This window comes from Bradyrhizobium sp. USDA 326 (assembly GCF_049739485.1).
Lineage (GTDB): Bacteria > Pseudomonadota > Alphaproteobacteria > Rhizobiales > Xanthobacteraceae > Bradyrhizobium.
Genome location: NZ_JBMGQA010000001.1, coordinates 7,236,119 through 7,259,814, shown reverse-complemented (window position 1 = coordinate 7,259,814; position 23,696 = coordinate 7,236,119). Strand labels below are relative to the sequence as shown.

Genomic DNA, 23,696 nt, shown 5'->3' with positions numbered 1-23,696 from the left:
GGCGCAGGTCGGGATAGGTAAGCCACGCAAAGGTTGTGCACGAAAACAGAGCGGGCCTGGGCGTGAGACTGCGCTAATCGCCGCGCAGGCGCTGATCGTCCTGGACGCGGACGTGCTCGGCACCGCGCGCGCCTGCGGGAGACAACCGCAGCATGCTCAGCACCGCGCCGCAGAGCGCAAATCCGACGCCGACGAGGAGCGCCAGCCTGGTGCCCTCAACCGGATACCGTCCGAGCAGCAGCGCCACCAGCGCTGCCCCCGTGGTCTGGCCGAGCAGGCGCGCTGTGCCCAACATGCCGCTGGCGCCGCCGGCGCGCTCGCGCGGGGCGGCTGCGATCATGGTGCGGTTGTTCGGGGTCTGGAACAGACCGAACCCGGCGCCGGCCAGCGCCATGCGCCAGATCACGTCGAACGGGGTCGGGCTTGCGGGCAGGAAGGCTAGCGCGGCGAGGCCGCAGGCGAACAGCGTGAGGCCGATGCCGCCGAGCAGGCCCGCCGGATAGTGCTCGACGAGGCGGCCGGCAAGGGGCGCTGCGAATGCCACCGCGATCGGCCAGGGCGTGATCAAGAGCCCCATATGGACCGCCGAATAACCGAAGCGGCTCTGGAGATAGAAGGGGATCGCGACGAAGGCCAGCATCTGTCCGCAGAACGATGCGATCGAAGTCGCGATCGATAGCGCGAACACCGGGATGCGCAACAGATCGACCGGCAAGAGCGGCGAGCTCATGTGGGTTTCGCGATAGATCAGCAGCGCGCCAGCGACGATGGCGATGGCGAATTGCGCGAGGCAGGTGATGGCGGCCTCACCATGACCGACGCTGTCGACGGCGGCGATGCCGACACCGAACGTGATCGCGGACAGGCCCGCGCTCTGCCAGTCAAAGGAACGGCTCGCAGGTCTGGTGTGGGGCAGGCTGCGCAGACCGATCAGCAGCGTCACCGCACCGAGGGGCACGTTGATGGCGAACAGCCACGGCCAGCTTCCGACGGCAAGGATGCCGGCGGCGAGCGTCGGGCCGACAGCTGCCGAGAAGGCGACCACGAGCGCATTGAGCCCGATGCCGCGGCCAAGCTGGCTGCGCGGATAGGTGAAGCGCACCAGCGCCGCGTTGACGCTCATGATGCCGGCCGCGCCAAAGCCCTGGAGGATGCGCGCGAGCGTCAGCAGCGGCAGCGTGTGCGCCAGCGCGCAGAAGGCGGAGGCCAGCGTGAACAGCACCAGTCCGACCAGATAGACGCGGCGATAGCCGACGATCTCGCCGAGTGAAGCCAGCGGCAGCAGTGAGATCGTGATCGCGAGCTGATAGCCATTGACGATCCAGATCGAGAAGGACGGACTTGCGTCGAGGTCGGCCGCGATCGTCGGCAGCGCAACGTTGGCGATGGCGCTGTCGACCACTGCCATGATGATGCCGAGCGCAATCGTCAGCACCGCCTGGTTGCGCTGCGGCTGCGGCAGGCCGTCGGCATGCTCAATCGGGGCGGGCGACATGATGGAGGCGCGGTGGATTGGAGCCGTGATTCATCTCCCAATAGGAAATCGTCGGATCGACAGCAACCCGTTAGGACACCGCCAGTTCCCGTAGCGGAAGCAGATCTCCCGACGCGGCAAGCATGGGGCTGGGGCAGCCTCCGCAGCCTCACTAGCGCGCTGTCGATTCTCCGAAGAAGTAAAACGCGACGAGGCCGAACGTCACTGCTGCCCGCTACACCGCCGGCGGATTGCGATCGGTGAAAGTCACGCGCTGGTGCCAATAGGGGTAGGGCAGCGTCACCATGCTCGCGGCGTCGAGCTTTGCGACCTGGTCCTTGGTCAAGGACCAGCCGACCGCGCCGAGATTTTCGCGCAGCTGGGTCTCGTTGCGCGCGCCGATGATCAGCGTCGAGACGGTCGGACGCTGGAGCAGCCAGTTGAGCGCGATCTGCGAGACGCTCTTGCCCGTCTCCTTCGCAGTCTCGTCGATGGCATCGACGACCCGGTAGACATGCTCGTCCGGCACGGGCGGTCCGAACTCGGCCGTCTTGGGCAGCCGGCTGACTTCCGGCTTCGGCTGGCCACGCCGAATTTTTCCGGTGAGACGGCCCCATCCGAGCGGCGACCAGACCACCGCGCCAAGCCCCTGGTCGATGCCGAGCGGCATCAGCTCCCATTCGTAGTCGCGTCCGATCAGAGAATAGTAGGTCTGGTTGGCGACGTAGCGCGGAAAACCGTGCTTGTCGGCAACCGCAAGCGACTTCATCAGGTGCCAGCCCGAGAAATTCGAGACGCCGACATAGCGGATCTTGCCGGCGCGCACGAGCACATCGAGCGTGCCAAGCACCTCTTCGGGCGGAGTGAAGGCATCGAAACCATGGAGCTGGAACAGGTCGATGTAATCGGTGCCGAGCCGGCTCAGCGAGCCGTCGATGGCTTTGAGCAGGTGCTGACGCGACGAGCCGATATCGTTGGGGCCCTCGCCGAAGCGAAACGTCGCCTTGGTCGAGATCAGAACCTTGTCGCGGCGGCCCTTGATGGCTTCGCCGAGTACCCGTTCGGACTCGCCGAGCGAATAGACGTTCGCCGTGTCGAACATCGACACGCCGGCTTCGAGGCAGATGTCCAGAAGGCGCCGCGCTTCGGTCGCGTCGGTCGTGCCCCAAGCCGCAAGGCGGCCCACGCCGCCGAAGGTGCCGGTGCCAAGACTCAAGGCGGGCACCATGAGGCCTGACCGGCCCAAGCGTCGGTATTCCATCGATGTGCTCCCTGGCTGGCCGCCGATAGATCACTGCGGTTCGGTGGCAAAGGATAGTGCAAGCAGGGCCCGCGTCCTATCACGCGCTCACATACCGGCCTTGCTTCGGGATGGCTTGGTCATACAGGGGATCGCTGACTGAAAGGGATCTCAATGCCGCAACTGGCTCTGCCGGAAGTCGCGCGGCGACACTCCGAAATGCACGCGGAAGACCCGGCCGAAATGCGAGAGGTCGTTGAAGCCCCAGCCGAACGCGATCTCGCTGATGTGGCGATGAGCGAGCACAGGCGAGGCGAGGTCGCGCCGGCATCGCGCGAGGCGTTCGGCAAGGACGTAGCGTTGGAACGAGGTGTCCTCGTCGGCGAGAAGGTCGTTGACGTAGCGCGGCGAAATGCCGAGCGCGGCCGCGGTCTCCGTGAGCGTGAGGTCGGGATCGGAGAGATGCGCGCGGATGTGCGTCTTCAACCGGTAGAGCAGGGCCGAGCGGTGGGTCGAGGACGGCTGCGATGTCCTGCCGAGCCGTTCGCTCAAAGCCATGGCGAGCAGATCGACCGCCTGCTCCGACAGCGCGGTCGCGGTGTCCGGGGCCAGCCCGTCCGCGCTCTGGCAAAGCCGGAAGATGAAATCATAGGCGAGCCGCTCGAGCGGCGCGTCGGCGCCAAACGACATTGCAGTCAGCGTCTCGGTGCCGCCGAGCCGGCGCCTCAGCATCTCGCGCGGCACCTTGAAGATGGTCTGCGTGAAGGCGTCGTTGAACTTCAGCTCATACGGACGCGTGGTGTCATAGAGCGCGAACTCGCCGGGATGAATTACGGTCTCCCTGCCGTCCTGCACAACGCCGCCGCTGCCGCGATTGCCCAGGGCAATGAGAACAAAATCCTGGTCCGAGCGCGCGATGCGAGAGGGCGTGCGGAACACGTGCTGGCGGTCCGAGCAGACTTCGGAGCATGCGGCCTTGCCGAGCGATGCCTGCGTGACCGAGCCCCGAAAGGCGCTGCCGAGGTCGGACTTGCAGTCGAGGCCGACGAAGACGTCGCAGACGATGTCCTGCCAGAGGGCGAGCCGCCGATAGCCGAGGCTGCCGTCCGTCGTGAACTGGATTGGCATCTGGACAGCCTCCCTTTCACATCCAGCAAAACCGCATGTTGGCGCAGATCTAGCCTGACCGAAGGCAAACTCCGTACCGGCTGGCGGTAGCGTCCAGTCGAGTTTTTGTTCCGCGGCGGTCGAGCACCCGTCGTCTGGCTTTGCCCAATAGACTGCATCGGACATGGCTTCCGATCAACCGGCATGGAGGCGGGAATGGGCATCGAACATCCGAAGTATAAGGTCGCGGTGGTACAGGCGGCGCCGGCCTGGCTCGACCTCGACGCCTCGGTCGACAAGTCGATCGCGCTGATCAGGGAGGCCGCGGAAAAGGGCGCCAAGCTGGTCGCTTTTCCCGAGGCCTTCATTCCAGGCTACCCCTGGCACATCTGGATGGACTCGCCGGCCTGGGCAATCGGCCGCGGCTTCGTGCAGCGCTATTTCGACAATTCGCTGTCCTACGACAGCCCGCAGGCCGACCGGCTGCGCGAGGCGGTGCGCAAGGCAAAGCTCACTGCCGTGATCGGCCTGTCCGAACGCGACGGCGGCAGCCTCTATCTCGCGCAATGGCTGATCGGCCCTGATGGCGAGACCATCGCAAAGCGCCGCAAGCTGCGGCCGACCCATGCCGAGCGCACCGTCTATGGCGAAGGCGACGGCAGCGACCTTGCCGTGCATGCGAGGACCGACATCGGCCGCCTTGGGGCACTGTGCTGCTGGGAGCACCTGCAGCCGCTGTCGAAATACGCGATGTACGCCCAGAACGAGCAGGTCCATGTCGCGGCCTGGCCGAGCTTCTCGCTCTACGATCCCTTCGCGCCGGCGCTCGGCGCCGAGGTCAACAATGCGGCTTCGCGCGTCTATGCGGTGGAGGGTTCCTGCTTCGTGCTCGCGCCTTGCGCGACGGTGTCGCAGGCCATGATCGACGAGCTCTGCGACCGGCCGGATAAGCACGCGCTGCTGCATGCCGGCGGCGGCTTTGCCGCGATCTACGGCCCCGACGGCAGCCAGATCGGCGACAGGCTGGCGCCGCACCAGGAGGGGCTGCTGATCGCCGAAATCGACCTCGGTGCCATCGGCGTCGCCAAGAACGCTGCCGATCCCGCCGGGCACTATTCGCGGCCGGACGTGATGCGGCTGCTGCTCAACAAGAAGCGGTACCAGCGCGTCGAGCAGTTCGCGTTGCCGGTCGATGCCGTCGAGCCCACGGAGATCGCGGCGGCGGCAAGCTGATCGCGGCCGCGCGGACACGGGCCTACATTACGCGACGCAGTGCCCGAGCAGTTCGTGGTGTGCGGCGCAGATGTGATGCGCGCCGGCGTCCCGCAGCTCGGTCTCGCTGCCATAGCCATAGAGCACGCCGATTGCGGTCATTCCGTTGGTCCTGGCGCCGACCACGTCGTGGCTGCGGTCGCCGATCATGATTGCGTTATGCGCGTCGATCTTGGTCTCGTCGAGCGCATAACGGAGCAGGTCGCGCTTGTCGACGCGCGTGCCGTCGAGCTCGGAGCCGAACACACGCTCGAAATACGGTTTCAGTCCGAAATGTTCTACGATGCGGGTGGCATAAACCGCAGGCTTGCTGGTTGCGACGAACATGCGCGGAGTTGTCGCGGCAAGCCTCGTGAGGGTATCCATGATGCCGGCATAGGCTTCGTTCTCGAACAGGCCGATATCGCTGAAGCGCTCCCGATAGAGCAGCAGCGCGCGATCGGCGAGTTCGTCGGTTCCGGTGAGCTTTTTCAAGCTGGCATGCAGCGGCGGCCCGATGCACCAGGTCAGCTCGTCCTCGCTGGGGACAGGCTGGTTGAGCCGCTCCAGCGCATACTGGATGGATCGCGTGATCCCCGGCTTGGGATTGGTCAGCGTGCCGTCGAGATCAAAAAAGATTGTCACCATTCGGGCGAAACCTGCGTTGATACTGCCGCTTGTGCTAGTTGGCTGGGGTTCCAAGTCAAGGTCGAATTGTCCGATAGCGTCACTGCCATGCGAATAGTTCGGGTCATCGCCGTCTTGTGCCACGCCTTCGTGCTGTCGCCGGTGCTCGCAGACGAGACGCCAGCCCCCGTCGTGCCTTCCAATGCCGAGGAGCCCGCGAAGCCTGCGGAGAAACCCGCGGATGCGCGCGAGAGCGACACGCGGGAGTCGATTTGTCTGATCGTGGAGGCGGCTGCGCGCGATGCCAATCTCCCGCTCGAATTCTTCGCCCGGGTGATCTGGCAGGAAAGCCGCTTCCAGGCCGATGCGGTGGGCCCCATGACGCGCAATGGCGAGCACGCACAAGGGATCGCGCAGTTCATGCCGGGGACGGCAAGTGAGCGAGGGTTGCTCAATCCATTCAACCCGGTGCAGGCATTGCCGAAGTCGGCCGAATTTTTGAACGAGCTGCGCAACCAGTTCGGCAATCTCGGCCTCGCCGCGGCCGCCTACAATGCCGGTCCCCGGCGCGTGCAGGAATGGCTCGCCGGCACCGGGCCGATGCCGGAGCAGACCCGCAACTACGTCTTCGCCATCACCGGCACGAGCGTCGATGCCTGGGCCAAGGCGGGCAGCACCGGCAAGGGACCGCCGAGTTCGCCGCCGACGAGTTGCCGTGATCTGATGGCGCTGCTCAAGCGCGCGCCGAATCCGTTCGTCGCCGAGCTCGAGCAGCATGTCGAGCTTGCCGCTGCAAAGATTTGGGGGGTGCAGCTCGCGGCCGGCTTCGACCGCAACAAGGCGCTGGCGATGTATTCCAGGGCGGTCACGAAGCTGAGCGCCGTGATCGGCGAGCGAGATCCTAGCCTGCTAAGCTCGGTGATGCGCAGCCGCGGCACGCGCGCCTTCTACCAGGTGCGTATCGGCGCGGATACCCGAGCCGAGGCGGATGATCTGTGCAACCGCATCCGCAAGGCGGGTGGCGCCTGCTTCGTGCTGAAGAACCGTGGTGTGAGCGGATAGAGCGCATTCGCCCTGGTCGTCATTCCGGGGCGACGCGAAGCATCGAACTATGGTGCGCAATTGCGCACCTGAGAATCCATCGGCCACAGAGACCGTCGCGAGATGGATTCCGGGTTCGCGCCAAGTGGCGCGCCCCGGAATGACGGCGGTGGGTGTGTCGCGCATGCCAGCCCCGCCGCGGGCTTCCTTGACGCGGATGCCCCCATTGCCCGTTATGCGGGCACGATTCCGTAACCCCGACCGACACTCCCGTGGCGCTTCCCCCGCTCGATTCCCCTCAATGGCAAAGTCCGTGGCGCGCGTTTGCGTGGGGGCTGCGCTCGATCACGCAGACGATCCTCACCATCGTGCTGTTCGTGACCTATCTCGGCATCGGAGCGCTCGCCCATGACACCCATTTCAGCCTGCTCTGGGCGCTCGTCTCGACGCTGTTCGTCTGGGCCGGTCCCGCGCAGATCATCCTGATCACCACGCTCGGCTCCGGCGCGACCATCATCCAGTCGGCGCTTGCAGTCACGGTCAGCGCCATTCGCCTGTTTCCGATGGTGGTCTCGGTGCTGCCGCTGATGCGAACGCCGACGACGAAACGACGCGAGCTGGTCTTCGCCGCGCATCTGACGGCGGTGACGCTGTGGGTCGAGTGCCATCGCTTCCTGCCGCTTGTGCCGCGGGAGCGGCGCATCGCCTTCGTCCACGGGCTCGGCTGTGGCCTCGTTTCGGTGTGCCTCGTCGCCAATACCGTCGGCTATTTCCTCGCCGCCAATCTGACCCAGACGCTTGGAGCGGCGATCTTGCTGCTGACGCCGCTGTCCTTCCTGTTCTCGACCGCGCGCAACAGCCGCGAGGTCGCCGACCTCGTCGCGCTGGCGCTCGGGATCGTGCTCTATCCGCTGGCCGCCAGGATGAACTCCGGCCTCGACATCCTCGTCAGCGGTGTGGTGGCCGGCACGATCGCTTATGGCGTGCATTGGTGGCGAGAGGTGCGCGCATGAGCTTTGCGCAGCTCATCGGCGACTGGCACGCGCTCGCCGTGCTGTTCGTCGCCGGCGTCGTTCCGAACCAGATCTGGCGCATGCTGGGGCTGTGGTTCGGCGGTGGCATCGACGAGGGCTCGGAGCTCTTGGTCTGGGTGCGGGCGGTCGCGACCGCGATCCTGGCCGGCGTCATCGCCCAGATCGTGGTGGAGCCGCCAGGGGCGCTTGCCACTGTGCCTGACGTGCTGCGCTATGGCGCGGTCGGCGCCGGACTCGTCGTCTTCCTGCTGACCCGCCGCTCGATCTTCGCCGGCGTGGTCACGGGCGAAGTCTTCATGCTGGCCGGCAAGTGGTGGTTGGGCTAAAACCGCCGGCGAACAGCAAGGAACTGAAATATGGTTCGCGAACAGGAGCTACGCGAGGGCGAGGTCGCCATCGAGCTGCCGCCGACGCAGGATGCCGGTCTCGTCTTCATTGGCCGTATCCGCACGCCCTGGACGTCGCGCCTGGAGACGCCGCGGCAGGGGCGTCAGGACGGCCCGATATGCCGGCTCGAGATCTTCGAGCCGTTCGTGCCGGCGATCAAGGGCGTCGATTTCTACAGCAATCTCGAAGTGCTCTACTGGCTCGACCAGTCGCGCCGCGACATCATTCTGCAAAGCCCGAAGAACAACGAGAAGACCCGCGGCACGTTCTCGCTGCGCTCGCCGGTTCGGCCCAACCCGATCGGGACGTCGATCGTGAAGCTGGTCGGCATCGAGGGCAATGCGATCCTGGTGCGTGGGCTCGATTGCCTCGACAACACACCGCTGATCGACCTCAAGCCCGACCGCTGCGAGTTCACGCCACTGGCCGCGCCGCAGAAGGGTGATTTCGAGACGGAGTGAGGGGTGCAGCGCTCCAACCCCGTCATTGCGAGGAGCTCTTGCGACGAAGCAATCCAGACTGTCTCCGCGGAGGGATTCTAGATTGCTTTGCGGAGCCTGTCATCGGGCCGCGCGCCGCGCGGACCCGTTGGCTCGGAGCGTGTGGCGTCAGCCCGCTTTCAACGCCGCGATCAGCTTCGCCGCGTGCTCTTCCAGCACTTTGGCGTCTTCCATGCGGCTCGCCGGGGGCAGCATCGCGACGCCGTCGTGACGCGGCATCACGTGCATGTGCAGGTGAAACACCACTTGTCCGCCGGCCGGCTCGTTGAACTGCTGAACGGTGATGCCGTCGGCCTCGAACGCCTTCATCGCCGCAGCGGCGATCTTGTGCGCGCCGCGGGCGACATGGGCGTAGTCGTCCGGCTTGATGTCGAGGATGTTGCGGGCAGGGGCCTTCGGGATCACCAGCGTGTGACCGGGCACGCGCGGCATGATGTCGAGGAAGGCGAAGACGTGCTCGTCCTCGTAGACCTTGTAGCAGGGCAGCTCACCGCGCAGGATCTTTGCGAAGATGTTGTTGGTGTCGTAGGCGGTCATGATAGCTCCTCGGCGGGCTCCTCGAGATTTTGCGCTTACTGTCACCAGCAACGGCGAGGCGTCAAGGCGCCTCGTCGGCGCCTTTGCGGAATGGGCCGAGTTCGGCGAGCTCCCGTCCGGCCTCGGCGACATAGGCGCGCTCGCGCCTGAGGTAATCCTCAATGGCGCGGCGCAGGCCTGGATCGGCGATGAAGTGGGCGGAATGGGTGGTGCGCGGCAGGTAGCCGCGCGCGATCTTGTGCTCGCCTTGCGCGCCGGCCTCGACATGCCTGAGGCCGCGTTTAATGGCGAAGTCGATCGCCTGATAATAGCAGACCTCGAAATGCAGGAACGGATGGTGCTCGACCGCGCCCCAGTTGCGGCCGAACAGCGTGTCCGAGCCGATGAAGTTGATAGCGCCCGCGATCCAGCGATCGTTGCGGCGGGCCATCACCAGCAGCACGTCCTCGCTCATGGTCTCGCCGATCAGGGAGAAGAACTCGCGCGTCAGATACGGCCTGCCCCATTTGCGCGAACCGGTCTCCATGTAGAACTCGAAGAAGGCGTCCCAGGCATCCTCGGTAATGTCCTTGCCCGTGAGCCAGTGGATGGTGATGCCGGCCGCGAGCGCGTCGCGCCGCTCGCGCTTGATCGATTTGCGGTGGCGGGAGTTCAGCGTCGCCAGGAAATCGTCGAAACCCGCAAAGCCCTCGTTGTGCCAGTGGAACTGCTGGTCGGTGCGCTGGAGGAAGCCGCGCTCGGCGAGCAGCTTCCATTCGGCCTCTCGTGCGAAGGTGACGTGGACTGAGGACGCCTTGCTGACTCCGCACAACGCCACCAGTCCGCTCGCCAGGGCGTTGGTGATCTGCGCACGGTCGACGCCGTCCCGGACCAGCAGCCGCGGCCCTGTCGCCGGCGTGAAGGGAACCGAGACCTGAAGCTTCGGGTAGTAGCGTCCGCCGGCCCGCTCATAGGCGTCCGCCCAGCCGCGGTCGAAGACGTATTCGCCCTGGCTGTGCGATTTCAAATAGCATGGCACGACACCGGCGACGCGGCCGTCGACCTTGGCCACGAGATGCCGCGGACCCCAGCCGGTGCGGATGGTCGCCGAACCCGATTTCTCAAGGGCGGATAGAAATGCGTGCGAGACGAACGGGTTATAGGCAGGTCTTGAGAGGCCAAGGGAATCGCCCGGAGGGGCGGATGAGGTTCCCGCACGATGCTCCTCGCACTTGCCGCCGGGATTGGCGCAAGCGTCCCAATCCTCGGGCGAGATTTCGCCAATGGACGGGACGGCTTCGAGCGTAATGTCGGATGATGCCATTGCGCCCAAGATCGTGCATTGCAGCAGCGACTTCAAGGGGTGGAGCAACACAGGTCTCGTGCCCTGGACGCAGCGCAGCGCGTAGTGGTGCGCTGCTGAGCCGGGGCCTATGTGGAAGCGTGCTCGTGGAGAGATTGGGTCCCTGTGTCTGGGAAGTCTGGCATGATGATGGTGGGCGGGAAGCCGTTGGGTCCTTGGCGCTTGACGCCGTGAGCCGGCTCGGTCTCCCGCCCGTTCCATCTATCAACCTGAACAGTTGCACGAGGCTGCGTCAACAGACCTCGCATCACAGGGACAGGCACCGTGATCATATCCTCTCGTTGCGTCGGGATCGACATCTCCAAACATCACCTTGATATTTTCGATGAGGCCATCGGCGTAGCGGAACGCATCGCCAACGCGCCACAGGCCATCACACAGCTGGTGGCGCGTTGGCGATGTGATGCGCTGATCGTCTTCGAGGCTACGGGGGTCTATGACCTCGAGCTTCGGGAGGCCCTGCATCGGGCCGGCATCCGCTTTGCCCGGATCAATCCGGCCCGTGCCCGCGACTTTGCCCGCGCCAGCGGCCAGCTCGCCAAGACCGATCCGATCGATGCGCGGATGCTGGCGGCCTTTGCCCGCGCCATGAAGCCCGCCACCGAGCAGGCCGCGACGCCTGCTCGCAACACTTTGGCAAGGCTTGCAAAACGGCGGGACCAACTGGTTGCCATGAGGGCCCAGGAAAAGAACCGCCGCAGCGAAGCCGAGGACCGCGCCATGGTGGAACGCATCGCTCGCCTCATCGAGGTCCTCAATGATGAGATCGCCGAAATCGACACTGAGATTCATGCGCTCGTCAAAGCCGAACCGGAGCTTGCCAATGATGCACAGTTGATGCGCTCGGTGCCCGGCGTGGGACCCGTCGCTTGCATGCAACTCCTCACCCAGATGCCCGAACTTGGGCGTCTCGGGCCAAAGGAGGTGGCCGCTCTTGCCGGCCTGGCTCCCTTCAATGTCGATAGCGGGGCTTATCGTGGCAAGCGCAAGATCGGCGGCGGACGAAAGCGCGTCCGCGACGCCCTCTACATGGCTGCTCTCAACGCCGTTCGTCGCGCCGATCACTTCAAAATCTTCTATGACCGGCTCCGTCTGGCCGGCAAACCAGCAAAGCTCGCCCTCATTGCTGTCGCAAGGAAGCTGCTGACCATCCTCAACGCAATGCTGCGCGACCGAAAACCCTATAAAATCGCACCATCAACATAACAGTTGCCGGCTCTGCGCAGCAACGCGAGGTGTTGCAGCGCGTCCGGGACACGAGAGTTTATGTGTGGCGGCGACAGCGCCTCCTACGGCACAAACCCCTCGAAGATCATCTGATCCGCATATTGGGCGACCCGCGTCCGCTGCTCCGGGGTGCGGACGGTCCAGCCGAGCAGGGCGCAGCCGAACACGTTGCGGGCGATCCAGGGTGCGGGGGCCGGGAGGTGGTCGACCTTGAAGGCGACGAAGTGGGGCTGGGTCTGGAAGCCGTGGCGCAGGTAGAGCATGCTGTCGCGCTGCTCCCGGGTGAGCTTGGCCCAGTACTCGTCCTCATAGGTCCGTTGCGCGACGATGCCGCGCGGACGGGAGGGCAGCAATTGGCGCAGCGCCAGCACCTGGTCGGGATCGAACGACATGCCGACCGCCGGGCCGTCATAGGACGCCAGCACCTCGGCCATCCGCGTCACCAGCTTGCGGTCGCCGCCAAAATGGCTCTTCACCTCGATCACCAGCGGCACCCGGCCGGCCACCATGGCGCAGAGGTCGCTGAGCGACATCATCCGTTCGGCGGTATCCCTGAACTTGACCGCCCTCAGCTCCGCCGCGGTCTTCGAGATGACGTCCCCGGTGGCCTCGGTGAGGCGGCCCAGCGCGTGATCGTGATGCACCATGGCCTCGCCGTCGGACGACAGCTGGATGTCGACCTCGATGGAGAAATTGCCTGCAATCGCAGCCTGCACCGCGCCCGGCATGTTCTCGACGATGCCGCGCGAAATGTCATGCAGGCCGCGGTGGGCGACCGGCCGGGCTGTCAGCCAATCCGGAGCACGCATTCGTGTCAGGCGACCTCGAACACGCCTTCGACCTCGACCGCCGCATCGGCGGGCAACGAGGCGACCCCAACGGTGGTTCGGGCATGGCGGCCCTTGTCACCGAAGGCGGCGACCATCAGGTCGGAGGCGCCGTTGAGCACCTTCGGCCCGTCGAGGAAGTCCGGCGCGGAGTTGATGAAGCCGCCGAGGCGCACCACCCGCACGACCTTGTCGAGATCGCCGAGCGCCGCCTTGACCTGGGCCAGCAGGTTCACCGCGCAGCCACGCGCGGCCGCCGCACCCTCTTCGATGGAGACGCCGGCGCCGAGCTTGCCCTTGGCGATCAGCTTGCCGGCGGGGTCGAAGCAGACCTGGCCGGAGACGAACAGCAGATTGCCGGTGCGCACGAACGGGACGTAGTTGGCGACAGGAGTGGGGGCCTCGTGCAGCTTGATGCCCTGTTCCGCCAGTTTCTGCTCGACCGTGCCCGCCATGTCCGACCTCGTTGTCCAAAATCATTCGCCCCGGCGCATCCGTTTGAAGGCCGGGCTGGCCCTGTTTCGCCCATCGTGCCGTCACATGCAAGCAACCGGAAGGGGGCGCATTTGGTTGAGGCAGACCAACGCGAAGGGGCAACTTTGCGTACAGCCGCCTCAGTTGCGACGCAATGGAACGGTCAGTAAAATGTCAAATCTGCGCTTTCCTCAGGGAACAGACATGGTGCACATTTTCCGGACTTCGCTCGGTGTGATGGCGCTCGCGGCGGCCGCTTTTGGCCCCGGCGGCGGGGCGCTGGCCGCCAATGGTCCGTTTCTCGCGCATCAGGCGCTCTATGACCTCAGCCTCGTCAAATCGCGCTCCAATTCGGTCAACAGCGCCCGCGGCCGCATCCTCTACAATTTCACGGGGAACGCTTGCGAGGGCTATACCTCGGAATTCCGTCAGGTCTCCGAACTCGACAGCGGCGAGGGCAAGATTACGCTCAGCGACCTCCGCTCCAATTCCTGGGAGGACGCCGCGGGCAAGAGCTACCGCTTCAAGATCGAGACGCGCATGAACGAGGCGGATGCCGGCCGGGTCGACGGCTCGGCCGAGCGCGACGGCGACCATATCAACGTCAAGCTGAAGCTGCCGGCGCCAAAGAGCTTCACCCTCGACGGCAAGGTCGTGTTTCCGACCGAGCAGATCCAGCGCATTATCGCCGCCGCGAAAGAAGGCAAGTCGCTGCTCGAGCTCTCCGTCTATGACGGCTCCGACGACGGCCAGAAAGTCTACAACACGCTGACCGTGATCGGCCAGCCGATCCCCGCCGACCGTGCCACCTCGGCAGATCCATCGACCTCGGACGAGCACATGAAGTCGTTGAAGCGCTGGCCCGTCACCGTCAGCTATTTCGATCGCGACATCCAGCAGAAAGAGGGCGAGCAGACGCCGGTCTATTCGATGTCGTTCGAGCTCTACGAGAACGGCGTCTCGCGCCAGCTCGTGCTCGATTACAACGATTTTGTGATTTCGGGTTCGATGGGCAAGTTCGACGTGAAGGACAGCAAGCCCTGTAATTGAGCTTCAGCCGTCGTTCCGGGGCTTGCGCAGCGAGAACCCGGAATCTCGAGATTCCGGGTTCGGTCTTGCGGACCGCCCCGGAATGACGGTTGAAGTTATTCTGTAGATTCTCTTCCATTGTCGTCATTGCAAGCGCAGCGAAGCAATCCAAAGTCCTGCCGCGGAACGATTCTGGATTGCTTCGTCGCTTCGCTCCTCGCAATGACAGGCTGGCTCTCAGCTCGCTCTCCAGCTACGCTCTGCCCCAACCACAAACTCCGGGAGCGCCTCCATGCCGAAGCTCGACCATCTCCGCCCCAGCGGCCTGCATCACAACCCGGCCTATTCCCACGTCGTCACTGCTTCCGGTGCGCGCACCATCTACATTTCCGGCCAGGTGTCGGTGGATGAGGAGGGACGTATCGTCGGCGAGGGCGATATCGCCGCACAGACGACGCAGGTGATGCAGAATCTCGGCCACGCGCTCAAGGCGGCGGGGGCGACCTACGCCAACATCGTCAAGATCACGACTTTCGTCGTGAACTACAAGCCGGAGCTGCGGCCCATCATCGGCAAGGCGCGCTCGGCTTTCTTCGAAGGCATGGAGCCGCCGGCCTCCACGCTGGTCGGCGTCTCCGCGCTCGCCGCGCCGGAATGGCTGATCGAGATCGAGGCGGTCGCAGTCGCGGACTGAATCCCTGCCACGCTCACGTGGCCTTGGACATCGCCTGCAGAACCGTCATCGCCTCGTCGGCCTTGTCCACCGGCACGAACAGGTGATCGTGATAGAAGGCCGACACGGCGTTCACGCTGATGCCGGCTTCGGCCAGACGCGCCGTGATTGCCGCCAGAAAGCCCACCGCATCGAGCGCGGAGCGAACTGTCAGGGTGATCAGGCGCGAGGGAAATTCATGGCGTAGTCCGGCACGTTCAGCCTCCTCCTGCAGTATCACCAGCGTTGTTCCTTCGCGTTCGCGGAACGTCAGCGTCGGGCTGATGGTGGCTGGAATACCCGCGTTCGGCGCAAGCGTGCAAAACACGAAGATGCCGTCCAGGATCTCCGGCTTCATGTTGCCCAGCAGCGCGTCGAGATCGCGTTCACCCGTCATCACTCCTGCGCCTTCTCCGGCCCGTCATAGGCGATGCCGCGGATCACCGCGGCGCTGCCGAACTTCTTGCGCAGGCTGTCCACCGCACGTTCGGCGTGGGCGGCGCGGCGGTCGAGCATGTCGGTGTCGTCGCTCGCTGAGCCCTCGCGCAGCGCGCTGACGCCGGCGCCCATAAGGCGGAAGGCGGTGCCGTCGATTTCCTTGGCCAGCATCTCGCGGCAGATCGAGAAAATCTTTGCGGCAAGCTGCGTCGGCGCTGCGATCGACTGCGAGCGGGTGCGCTGGCGGAAGTCGGCGGTCTTCAGCTTCAGCGTGACGGTCGAGCCGGCGAGTTCGCTGCTTTTCAGGCGCGACGACGTCTTCTCGCACAGCCGCCACAGGATCTTCTCCAGGGTCGCGAAGTCGCGGATGTCGGTCTCGAAGGTGGTTTCGCTGGAGATGGTCTTGGCGCCGCGGTCAGGCTCGACGCGGCGGTCGTCGATGCCGCGCGCGAGCCGCCACAGCCGGCGGCCGTCGCTCGGAAACTGCCGCATCATCTCGATCTCGTCGGCCTTCTGCAGGTCGGCGATGATGCGGAAGCCGCGCTGCACGAGGCGCTCCTGCGTCGCTGGCCCTACGCCGAAGATGAAGCCGACCGGCTTTTCCGCCAGCATCAATCGGGCTTCCTTCTGGTGGAGCGCGGCAAAGCCGCGGGGCTTGTCGAGGTCGGAGGCGATCTTGGCCAAAAACTTGTTGCAGGACAGGCCGACCGAGACGGTGATGCCGATGTCGCGCTCGACGTCGCGGGCAAAGCGCGCCAGCACCTTTGCCGGGATCATGCCGTGCACCCGTTCGGTGCCGGAGAGATCGAGGAAGGCTTCGTCGATCGAGAGCGGCTCGACCAGCGGCGTCAGCGCCTGCATGGCTTGGCGCACCTCGCGGCCGACGCGGACGTATTTGGCCATGTCCGGGCGGATCACGGTCGCATGCGGGCAGGCCTCGAGCGCCTTGAACATCGGCATCGCCGAGCGCACGCCATAGGTGCGGGCGATGTAGCAGGCGGCCGACACCACGCCGCGTTTTCCGCCGCCGATGATGACGGGCTTGTCGGCGATGTCAGGATTGTCGCGCTTCTCGACCGTCGCGTAGAAGGCGTCGCAGTCGATATGGGCGATGGTCAGGCCTGCAAGGGCCCGGTGGCGGACGAGGCGGGGGGATCCGCAGGCGGAACAGCGCCGTACGCCCATGTCCAGATCGGCCAGACAATCCCGGCAGAAGCAGCGGGGCCCGGCCGGGTCGGGGGCGGTCACGGCACGTCGCGCTCCCAGGAGCGGTCGCCGAGCGCATCCCCGAGGACCTGCCGCGCTGCGGCAACGTTGGTCGGATGCAGCTCCGAGGCGCTCGCGAAGGCCTTCACGGTGGCGTCATCGCGCAGCACGAAATCCAGCACGTTAAGGAGGAAATTCGGGTCCGAGGCGGCGTTCCGGAGGGTCTCCGGGCCCACACCTGTCTCGGCCAGGAACAGGCCCAGCCGCTCGGGCTCGCTCGCGACGAAGGACAGCGCTTGAATCGCAACGATTTCAGCGACTTCGCGGGGGTTGTGAACAGGCTTTTTCACGGGCCCGGTTTGCCTTTCCGTTAACTTTCGGTGTCTACTTTGCATCATGCCCGAGTCTCCGCCTTGAGTCTTGCGATCCGGGGCAAGCAAGTGGAAACCACATCGCAGAAAGTGGCCCCTCGGCTTTAACGAAACTAGAGCGAATCTGAGGCTAGTTTGAATCCAGTTTTCGAAGCGCCGGGAAGCGGCGCCTGAGGCGTCACATGTATCCGGCTTCGTGCCAATCGGGAGGGCGGGATGGCTAAGACCGTCCTGATCGTGGAAGACAACGAGCTCAACATGAAGCTCTTCCGCGACCTGTTGGAAGCGCATGGCTATCAGACTTCGGGCACCAGCAACGGTTACGAAGCGCTCGATCTCGTTCGCAAGATGCGGCCCGACCTCGTGCTGATGGATATCCAGTTGCCGCAGGTCTCCGGGCTCGAGGTGACGCGCTGGATCAAGGACGATCCGGAGCTGCGCAGCATTCCCATCGTCGCGGTCACGGCATTCGCGATGAAGGGCGACGAAGAGCGCATCCGCGAGGGCGGCTGCGAGGCCTATTTGTCCAAGCCGATCTCGGTCGGCAAATTCATTGAGACGGTCCGGCGTTTTATCGGATAGGAAGTGAGTTCAAAGTGTCCGCGCGTATCCTGGTTGTCGATGACGTTCCTGCCAACGTCAAACTCCTCGAAGCCCGCCTGTCCGCCGAATATTTCGACGTGATGACCGCTTCGAACGGCACCGAGGCGCTGGCGATCAGCCGCCGCGCCGAATGCGACATCATCCTGCTCGACGTCATGATGCCTGACATGGACGGCTTTGAAGTCTGCCGCCGCCTCAAGACCGATCCCGCCACGCACCACATTCCGGTCGTGATGGTCACCGCGCTCGACAGCCCGGCGGACCGCAACCGCGGCCTGGAAGCCGGCGCCGACGACTTCCTCACCAAGCCCGTCTCCGACGTCGTGCTGATCGCGCGCGTGCGCTCGCTGACCCGGCTGAAGATGATGACCGACGAGCTGCGCATGCGCGCCATCACCTCGCTCGAGATCGGCATGCAGGCGCCCGAGCGCAGTGCCGTGGCCGACACCGGCAAGGGCGGCCGCATCCTGCTGGTCGACGACCGCGAGTCCTCCTACGAGCGGCTGGCGACCATCCTCGCCGCCGAGCACACCGTCGACGTCGAGCCGAACCCGACGGAGGCGCTGTTCCACGCCGCCGAGGGCAATTACGACCTCCTGATCGTCTCGCTCGACCTCAACAATTTCGACGGCCTCAGGCTATGCAGCCAGGCGCGCTCGCTGGAGCGCACGCGGCATGTGCCGATCCTGGCGATCGCGGACCCCGAGAACTCGACGCGGCTGCTCCGCGGCCTCGAAATCGGCGTCAACGACTATCTGCTGCGTCCGATCGACAAGACCGAGCTCTTGGCCCGCGCCCGCACCCAGATCCGCCGCCGCCGCTACACCGATCATCTGCGCGACAACGTGCAGAACTCGATCGAGATGGCGATCACCGACGCGCTCACCGGCCTGCACAATCGCCGCTACATGGAGAGCCATCTCGCGACCCTCGCCGAGCAGGCCTCGCTCCGCGGCAAGCCGCTGGCGCTGATGATCCTCGACATCGACTACTTCAAGTCGATCAACGACAATTACGGCCATGACGCCGGCGACGACGTGCTGCGCGAGTTCGCGGTGCGCGTGCGCAAGTCGATCCGCGGCATCGATCTCGCCTGCCGCTACGGAGGCGAGGAATTCGTCATCGTGATGCCGGAGACCGATCTTCACGTCGCCGGCATGGTCGCCGAGCGCCTGCGCCGCTCGATCGCGGGCGAGCCGTTCGCGATCCACAAGGGCACCAAGCGGATCGAGGTCACGATCTCGATCGGCCTCACCACGCTGGAGCGAAAGGGCGAGGCGGTTGCCGAAGTTCTCAAGCGCGCCGACACTGCGCTGTATCGCGCCAAGCACGACGGCCGCAATCGCGTGGTGTCGCAGGCGGCGTGAGCCGCCCGCACAAAGTTGCGAAAACAACCCCATGCACAGTAGCCGGCGTTAGTCGGATCAATGGGTTACGCGGGTGGCCAAAAGGATTGCGCTGTCGGCGGCGCGATTTGACTTGTCGGGCAAAACAGGAGCATGTTGGTAGCGTCGCGAAATGGTCCTGACGTGTAGTTGGGTGTCGACGCTTCCGCCACATTCTCACTGTCGTCCCTGGGAGCGCAGGGACTCATAACCCCAGGGAGCGGTTATGGCGTGAGCTGGCAACCACGAGTCTTCGCCCAACTTCTCCCTGTGGTGATGGGTCCCGGCTCTGCGCTCCGCCTCGCTGCGCTTGTCCGGGACGACAGTGATCATTGTGGCGCGCGCTTATGCTGCATCACCGCAGCACCCCCCATATCCACGCTCGCATTGCGCAGCAGCACCTTTGCCGCTTCCTTTGCGGCGCGCGCCATCTCGGGATCGTCTCGCACGAGGTCCTGGGCGATGGCGCCGTCGACCAGCAGCACGAGCTGCGTCGCCAGCGCATCCGCGTCCGCAACGCCGAGCTCGTTCAGCCGCTCGCGAAACCAGATGCGGCGGCTTTCCTTGAAGGCGATCGCGATCTTCTTCACGGCGCGGTCCGCAGGTCCCAGCTCGGCGACGGCATTGACGAACGGGCAGCCGCGAAAATCTTTCGCCGCAAACCGCCGCTCCAGCGAATCGAAGGTCGCAAGAATCTGCTCGGCCGGCGGCTTGTCGGAGGGACGCTGAGATACGAAGCGGCGCTCGAGATAGGCCGCGATCAGCGCGTCCTTGGAGGGGAAGTGGTTGTAGAGCGTGCGCTTACTGATGCCAATCTCGGCCGCGATGGTGTCCACGCCGACGGCGCGAATGCCCTGTAGATAGAACAGCTTGTCGGCGGTCTCGAGGATCCGCTCTTTCATCGTCTGTTGTTTGGGCGGGGGAGCCATGCGGCAGCACGCGTCCTGTTCGCTTGACAGCACCTGACATCCATAGCCTATGTAAACAGGTCTGTGTACCCAAAATCAACGGCAAAAGCAGACGACGGCATTTGCGCCGTGCCGACGAGGGAGAAGAAAATGCCTCTGCTGCAGGTCCTGCGTCCGACATTGCCCATCCTGATCGGCGCCTCGATCATGCTGACGCTGAGCATGGGGCTGCGGCAGAGCCTCGGCATCTTCATGCAGCCGCTGACGCACGACATCCACATCTCGATCTCGGATTTCACGCTGGCGCTCGCCGTGCAGAACCTCGCCTGGGGCTTTCTCCAGCCACCCGCCGGCGCGCTTACCGCGCGCTACGGCTTCCGCCCGATCATGATCGCGGGCGCGCTGATGTACATTGCGGGGCTCGCGCTGATGGCAACCGCGAACGGGCTCATCAGCATCATGATCGGAGCGGGCGTGCTGATCGGGACGTCGCTGGCCTGCACCGCGGCGGCGATCGCGATGTCGGTGGCGGCGCGCGCGGTGCCGGAAACGGTGCGCTCCACCGTGCTCGGCATCGTCTCCGGCGCGGGCTCGCTCGGCGCGCTCTTGTCGGCGCCGATCGGGCAGATGCTCAACGAGGGTTTCGGCTGGCGCATCGGGCTTGCCGGCTTCGTGGTCATGTCGGTGCTGATGATACCCGCCGCCTGGTATGCCGGCCGTGTCGACAGAATCCCGCTGCCGAAGCCGGCCGCCGACGAGATCGACGATGCCACGGCGGCGGCAGCGGCGAGAACCGCATTCGGCAATGCCTCCTTCGTGGTGATGACCTGCGCCTATCTCGTCTGCGGCATGCAGCTCGTGTTCCTCACCACGCACCTGCCGTCGTATCTGGCGATCTGCGGCCTCGATCCCATGCTCAGCGCGCAGACGCTTGGCATGATCGGCGGCTTCAACGTGCTGGGCTCGCTGTTCTTCGGCTGGGCCGGCCAGCGCTGGAACAAGCTGGCACTGCTCGGCGGCATCTACATCCTGCGCTCGCTGGCGCTCGCCTGGTACTTCACGCTGCCGGCGACGCCGTTCTCGACGCTGCTGTTCGGCGCGATCATGGGCTTTTTGTGGATGGGCGTCGGCCCGCTGGTCGCGGGCGCGGTCGCCGAGATGTTCGGCCTGCGCTGGCAGGCGATGATCCAGGGCCTCGCCTTCATGAGCCACCAGATCGGCAGCTTTCTCGGCGCCTATGGGGGAGGGGTGCTCTACGATGCGCTCGGCTCCTACACCATGGCCTGGCGCATCGGCGTCGCGCTCGGCCTCGCCGGCGGCATCGTGCAGGTCGCGTTCGCGCTGATCCGCCCGTCGCAACCGCCGGCGCCGGTGTTGCGGACGGCGTAGCAAGGGCGGCTGGTCGCTTTGGTCAGCTTGGGAGCTTACAGCGGACGTCCCGGTGTTTGGTCGTGATGGGCCGATCGTGACCCAAGGCGGACCTGCGACCTATGCCCGCATCGAGTGCGACCATTCGGACGTGATACCCTCGCCAAGGCGTCCTCAACATCAGATGAGGATCGAATGAAGCGGCGGAGGTTCCTAGCGGTTACTGCTGCGTTGCTCGTTTCGCCTCAGCGTCTGTGGGCGCACAGGAAGCCTCGGCGCATCGGCTTTCTTGCTGTAGGTGATGGGAGCGGGCGGGCTCTTAATCAAGCCGAGCGTGTATTCCTTGATGGGCTGCGACACCGCGGCTGGGTGGATGGAAAACTAATTGTCGAAGTCCGCTTTTCTCATCCTCCCGATCAATTACCAGCTTCAGTCGCCGACCTGCTGACTCTCAATCCCGATGTACTGGTCGCTGCAGGACCACCAGCGGCCCTGGCCCTGAAATCGGCAACTACCACCATTCCGATTGTATTCGTGGCTGTGGCCGATCCCGTCCGCATCGGCCTCGTGCAAAGTCTATCGCGACCGGATGGCAACATAACGGGTATAACCACCAACGTCCCTGAGGACTTCTTCGGAAAACGTCTCGAAATCCTTCGCGAGCTCGTTCCCGGCGCCTCGAAAATTGCGGTCTTAATCAATCCAAAGAATCCAATGATCTACCTAGTGGAAGAAATACGCAACCTGGCGCGCAGGCGCGGCATGGAGCTGCTGACAGTTGAAGCGGCCACCGCCGAGGAACTCGATATCGCCTTTGCTTCGGCTTCTGCCCAAAACGCCGATGCTATAATTGATTTCGGTGATCCCCTCACCTATGTCGAGGCTCCCCGAATAATCGCACTCGCGGCGAAACATCGTCTACCCGCAAACTACTTGTTTCGGGTCTATGCCAATGGCGGATTGTCTGTCTACGGCGCAGATACGGCCGATCTATTCCGCCGTGCAGGCAGGCTCGTCGATAGGATTCTCGAAGGCACCAAGCCTGCCGACCTACCGGTAGAGCAACCGACGAAATTCGAGCTGATAATCAACATGAAGACCGCCAAGATGCTCGGCCTCACTGTGCCACCTTCACTACTCGTCCGCGCTGATGAGGTCATCGAGTAGAAGCGCCGCTTTGCTGCGGTGCAGGAGTCCCGCCTTTGACCCATCTGCGAAGTTGCGCCTCATCGGTCGGAGGTCTGCTCATCGCGGCAGCGCGGACCAGATTTACTCAACCTGAGTTCTTCGCATTTTGACCCACATGTATGGACCGGCTGCGTTTCGCAATAGAGATCGTGCGTGGGTTAGGCCCGGCGCACTATGTGAAGCTGCTCGCTCGATCGCAAACTAGCCAGCTTAAAGCTGCCGCCGAGCCACTTGTTGTTGCCGACGAAACAGTGAAGGCCCGCGGTGAAGCGGGCCTTGAGGGATGGTGGAATGGACCAAGACCTTTACGGTCCCATTCTGGCCGAGGCGGGATGTCCGGGCACCTGGAAGCGCTTGCCGGTGTCTGTAAGGTTATTGCCATCGACCTTCAGGATCGAGAAGTCCTGTGTCAGGTAGTTGCCGACGAGGAGGTACTGGCCGTCAGGCGTGAACACTGCGGCCTCGGGCAAGCCGCCGACCTCGATGTCCTCGGTCTTGCTCACTTTCTTCCCATCGATCTTGAGCACCGAAATGCTGCCGTTCTTTTCGTAGAAGTATGCGTTCTTCATGTTCGAACCGCGAAGAATCACGGCAACCGCGACGTCCCCCTTGGGGCTGATTGCAAGTCCCTCGGGGCCGTCGCCCACCACCACGCGATCGATGATGCGCGGCGGGTTGGCCTCCAAATCGATGACGCTCGTGGTATCCACACTTCCATCGGAAGCACCTGCGTTGCCGTTGTCCGAGGTCAGGGCGACTTTCCCGCCTGGTACTGCCGCGACATTGTAGGGCCATTGGCCGGCCGGCAGGTCGATCTTGTTGTACGTCACCTTATCGCCCGCGATGTCCAGCATGGAGATCTTGTGAGCAGGGAAGCGGGCGACCAGGGCTCGCTTGCCATCCGGGGTGAACGTTACGTGCGACGGACTGTCCGGCATCGCAACGGTGTCCGTGATCTTCACGTCTGTGCCATTCACGGAGAGGACGCTGATCGAATTATCGCCGCGATTGGCGACCAGTGCCATCCTGCCATCTGGACTGAAGCTGAGCCCGGAAGGCTGCTTCCCGCCAGTAAGCGTTGCGGCCAGCTTGGGCGGACTGGACTGCAGGTCGACGACGTAGATCTTGTTGTCAAGCACCTGTTTCAGCGAGTCGCCGTCCTTGATGACATCGACGGAGTCGGCGACCAGGGCCACCGCTCCACTGGGATCGATCGCAACGTTCACGGGCGGTCCGACAACCGAGTTCTTGAGCGGCAGGGCAGCGATGATCTTGGGGGTTTCAGGAGAGGCGAGATCGACAATCAGAACCTGATCCTTGCCGGACGCGGAGAGAATGGGCTTGCCGCTCTCGTCCCACAGCAGTTTCTCATCGAGCCCGACGATCATGAGGGGCTTCGCGTACCCAGTACTAAAGCTCG

25 protein-coding genes are annotated in these 23,696 nt (G+C 64.5%); 12 read left to right on the top strand and 13 right to left on the bottom strand.

Annotated features, from left to right (window positions below):
- Window positions 1-73 precede the first annotated feature (73 nt).
- From ABIG06_RS34350 to ABIG06_RS34340, 3 genes are all read right to left on the bottom strand, one after another.
- On the bottom strand, window positions 74-1,495 hold the full coding sequence (locus ABIG06_RS34350) for an MFS transporter (RefSeq protein ID WP_124157902.1): 1,422 nt from the start codon (window positions 1,493-1,495) through the stop codon (window positions 74-76).
- A gap of 214 nt (window positions 1,496-1,709) precedes the next feature.
- On the bottom strand, window positions 1,710-2,735 hold the full coding sequence (locus tag ABIG06_RS34345; protein ID WP_370140209.1) for an aldo/keto reductase: 1,026 nt from the start codon (window positions 2,733-2,735) through the stop codon (window positions 1,710-1,712).
- Between the two features lie 150 nt (window positions 2,736-2,885).
- Window positions 2,886-3,842, bottom strand: coding sequence for a helix-turn-helix domain-containing protein (locus ABIG06_RS34340; RefSeq protein ID WP_370140208.1), 957 nt, complete (start codon window positions 3,840-3,842; stop codon window positions 2,886-2,888).
- Window positions 3,843-4,037: 195 nt separating this feature from the next.
- On the opposite strand from ABIG06_RS34340, the gene ABIG06_RS34335 reads away from it, so the two are divergent.
- A complete protein-coding gene (locus ABIG06_RS34335) occupies window positions 4,038-5,054 on the top strand; it encodes a carbon-nitrogen hydrolase family protein (RefSeq protein WP_370140207.1) in 1,017 nt (338 codons plus the stop codon).
- Window positions 5,055-5,081: 27 nt separating this feature from the next.
- Here the strand turns inward: ABIG06_RS34335 and ABIG06_RS34330 are convergent, their stop codons facing one another.
- Complete coding sequence (locus ABIG06_RS34330; RefSeq protein ID WP_424578542.1) at window positions 5,082-5,720, bottom strand: HAD family hydrolase; 639 nt, start codon at window positions 5,718-5,720, stop codon at window positions 5,082-5,084.
- Between the two features lie 87 nt (window positions 5,721-5,807).
- On the opposite strand from ABIG06_RS34330, the gene ABIG06_RS34325 reads away from it, so the two are divergent.
- The 4 genes from ABIG06_RS34325 (at window position 5,808) to tsaA (ending at window position 8,622) form a co-directional block, all read left to right on the top strand.
- Window positions 5,808-6,761: a transglycosylase SLT domain-containing protein gene (locus ABIG06_RS34325; protein ID WP_370140205.1), complete on the top strand. Its 954-nt coding sequence runs from the start codon at window positions 5,808-5,810 to the stop codon at window positions 6,759-6,761.
- A gap of 251 nt (window positions 6,762-7,012) precedes the next feature.
- On the top strand, window positions 7,013-7,753 hold the full coding sequence (locus ABIG06_RS34320; protein WP_124157908.1) for an AzlC family ABC transporter permease: 741 nt from the start codon (window positions 7,013-7,015) through the stop codon (window positions 7,751-7,753).
- Entirely contained in the window at window positions 7,750-8,100 is a 351-nt protein-coding gene (locus tag ABIG06_RS34315) for an AzlD domain-containing protein (RefSeq protein ID WP_061877280.1), read from the top strand. The genes ABIG06_RS34320 and ABIG06_RS34315 overlap by 4 nt, the downstream gene beginning before the upstream one ends.
- 30 nt (window positions 8,101-8,130) lie before the next feature.
- A complete protein-coding gene (gene tsaA / locus ABIG06_RS34310) occupies window positions 8,131-8,622 on the top strand; it encodes a tRNA (N6-threonylcarbamoyladenosine(37)-N6)-methyltransferase TrmO (protein ID WP_124157910.1) in 492 nt (163 codons plus the stop codon).
- A 147-nt stretch (window positions 8,623-8,769) separates the two neighbouring features.
- Here the strand turns inward: tsaA and ABIG06_RS34305 are convergent, their stop codons facing one another.
- Together ABIG06_RS34305 and ABIG06_RS34300 are read right to left on the bottom strand one after the other, a co-directional pair.
- Window positions 8,770-9,198 carry an HIT family protein gene (locus ABIG06_RS34305; RefSeq protein ID WP_124157911.1) on the bottom strand — a complete coding sequence of 143 codons (429 nt, stop codon included), beginning with the start codon at window positions 9,196-9,198 and terminating at the stop codon, window positions 8,770-8,772.
- A 61-nt stretch (window positions 9,199-9,259) separates the two neighbouring features.
- On the bottom strand, window positions 9,260-10,501 hold the full coding sequence (locus ABIG06_RS34300) for a GNAT family N-acetyltransferase (RefSeq protein ID WP_124157912.1): 1,242 nt from the start codon (window positions 10,499-10,501) through the stop codon (window positions 9,260-9,262).
- Window positions 10,502-10,804: 303 nt separating this feature from the next.
- Between ABIG06_RS34300 and ABIG06_RS34295 the strand changes: the two genes are divergently transcribed.
- Window positions 10,805-11,746 carry an IS110 family transposase gene (locus ABIG06_RS34295; protein ID WP_370134307.1) on the top strand — a complete coding sequence of 314 codons (942 nt, stop codon included), beginning with the start codon at window positions 10,805-10,807 and terminating at the stop codon, window positions 11,744-11,746.
- 83 nt (window positions 11,747-11,829) lie between these two features.
- Here ABIG06_RS34295 and ABIG06_RS34290 read toward each other — a convergent pair whose 3' ends face one another.
- The gene (locus ABIG06_RS34290; protein ID WP_370140204.1) at window positions 11,830-12,576 is read right to left on the bottom strand and encodes a glycerophosphodiester phosphodiesterase; all 747 of its coding nucleotides are present in this window, start codon (window positions 12,574-12,576) and stop codon (window positions 11,830-11,832) included.
- A gap of 5 nt (window positions 12,577-12,581) precedes the next feature.
- Entirely contained in the window at window positions 12,582-13,049 is a 468-nt protein-coding gene (locus ABIG06_RS34285) for a RidA family protein (RefSeq protein WP_008130072.1), read from the bottom strand.
- A 223-nt stretch (window positions 13,050-13,272) separates the two neighbouring features.
- On the opposite strand from ABIG06_RS34285, the gene ABIG06_RS34280 reads away from it, so the two are divergent.
- Together ABIG06_RS34280 and ABIG06_RS34275 are read left to right on the top strand one after the other, a co-directional pair.
- Entirely contained in the window at window positions 13,273-14,118 is an 846-nt protein-coding gene (locus tag ABIG06_RS34280; protein ID WP_370140203.1) for a cell envelope integrity EipB family protein, read from the top strand.
- A 271-nt stretch (window positions 14,119-14,389) separates the two neighbouring features.
- Window positions 14,390-14,791: a RidA family protein gene (locus ABIG06_RS34275; protein WP_014494674.1), complete on the top strand. Its 402-nt coding sequence runs from the start codon at window positions 14,390-14,392 to the stop codon at window positions 14,789-14,791.
- A 13-nt stretch (window positions 14,792-14,804) separates the two neighbouring features.
- On the opposite strand, the gene ABIG06_RS34270 is transcribed toward ABIG06_RS34275, so the two are convergent.
- The 3 genes from ABIG06_RS34270 to ABIG06_RS34260 are packed head-to-tail and all read right to left on the bottom strand — an operon-like array spanning window position 14,805 to window position 16,803.
- A complete protein-coding gene (locus ABIG06_RS34270) occupies window positions 14,805-15,206 on the bottom strand; it encodes an ACT domain-containing protein (RefSeq protein WP_370140202.1) in 402 nt (133 codons plus the stop codon).
- Entirely contained in the window at window positions 15,206-16,495 is a 1,290-nt protein-coding gene (locus tag ABIG06_RS34265) for a DNA polymerase IV (RefSeq protein WP_370140201.1), read from the bottom strand. The genes ABIG06_RS34270 and ABIG06_RS34265 overlap by 1 nt, the downstream gene beginning before the upstream one ends.
- Window positions 16,492-16,803 (bottom strand): DUF3572 domain-containing protein, encoded by a 312-nt coding sequence (locus ABIG06_RS34260; RefSeq protein WP_028177874.1) that lies wholly within the window; start codon window positions 16,801-16,803, stop codon window positions 16,492-16,494. Before ABIG06_RS34260 ends, ABIG06_RS34265 begins: the two co-directional genes overlap by 4 nt.
- A gap of 237 nt (window positions 16,804-17,040) precedes the next feature.
- Between ABIG06_RS34260 and ABIG06_RS34255 the strand changes: the two genes are divergently transcribed.
- Window positions 17,041-17,406 (top strand): response regulator, encoded by a 366-nt coding sequence (locus ABIG06_RS34255; protein WP_124157917.1) that lies wholly within the window; start codon window positions 17,041-17,043, stop codon window positions 17,404-17,406.
- A gap of 14 nt (window positions 17,407-17,420) precedes the next feature.
- Window positions 17,421-18,794 carry a PleD family two-component system response regulator gene (locus ABIG06_RS34250; RefSeq protein WP_424578541.1) on the top strand — a complete coding sequence of 458 codons (1,374 nt, stop codon included), beginning with the start codon at window positions 17,421-17,423 and terminating at the stop codon, window positions 18,792-18,794.
- 347 nt (window positions 18,795-19,141) lie between these two features.
- Here ABIG06_RS34250 and ABIG06_RS34245 read toward each other — a convergent pair whose 3' ends face one another.
- Complete coding sequence (locus tag ABIG06_RS34245; RefSeq protein WP_370140199.1) at window positions 19,142-19,741, bottom strand: TetR/AcrR family transcriptional regulator; 600 nt, start codon at window positions 19,739-19,741, stop codon at window positions 19,142-19,144.
- Between the two features lie 129 nt (window positions 19,742-19,870).
- Between ABIG06_RS34245 and ABIG06_RS34240 the strand changes: the two genes are divergently transcribed.
- Window positions 19,871-21,109, top strand: a complete 1,239-nt coding sequence (locus ABIG06_RS34240) for an MFS transporter (RefSeq protein WP_124157920.1) — start codon at window positions 19,871-19,873, stop codon at window positions 21,107-21,109.
- A gap of 174 nt (window positions 21,110-21,283) precedes the next feature.
- Window positions 21,284-22,255 carry an ABC transporter substrate-binding protein gene (locus ABIG06_RS34235; protein WP_124157921.1) on the top strand — a complete coding sequence of 324 codons (972 nt, stop codon included), beginning with the start codon at window positions 21,284-21,286 and terminating at the stop codon, window positions 22,253-22,255.
- A gap of 326 nt (window positions 22,256-22,581) precedes the next feature.
- Here the strand turns inward: ABIG06_RS34235 and ABIG06_RS34230 are convergent, their stop codons facing one another.
- Window positions 22,582-23,664 carry a beta-propeller fold lactonase family protein gene (locus ABIG06_RS34230; protein WP_124157922.1) on the bottom strand — a complete coding sequence of 361 codons (1,083 nt, stop codon included), beginning with the start codon at window positions 23,662-23,664 and terminating at the stop codon, window positions 22,582-22,584.
- Between the last annotated feature and the right edge of the window lie 32 nt (window positions 23,665-23,696).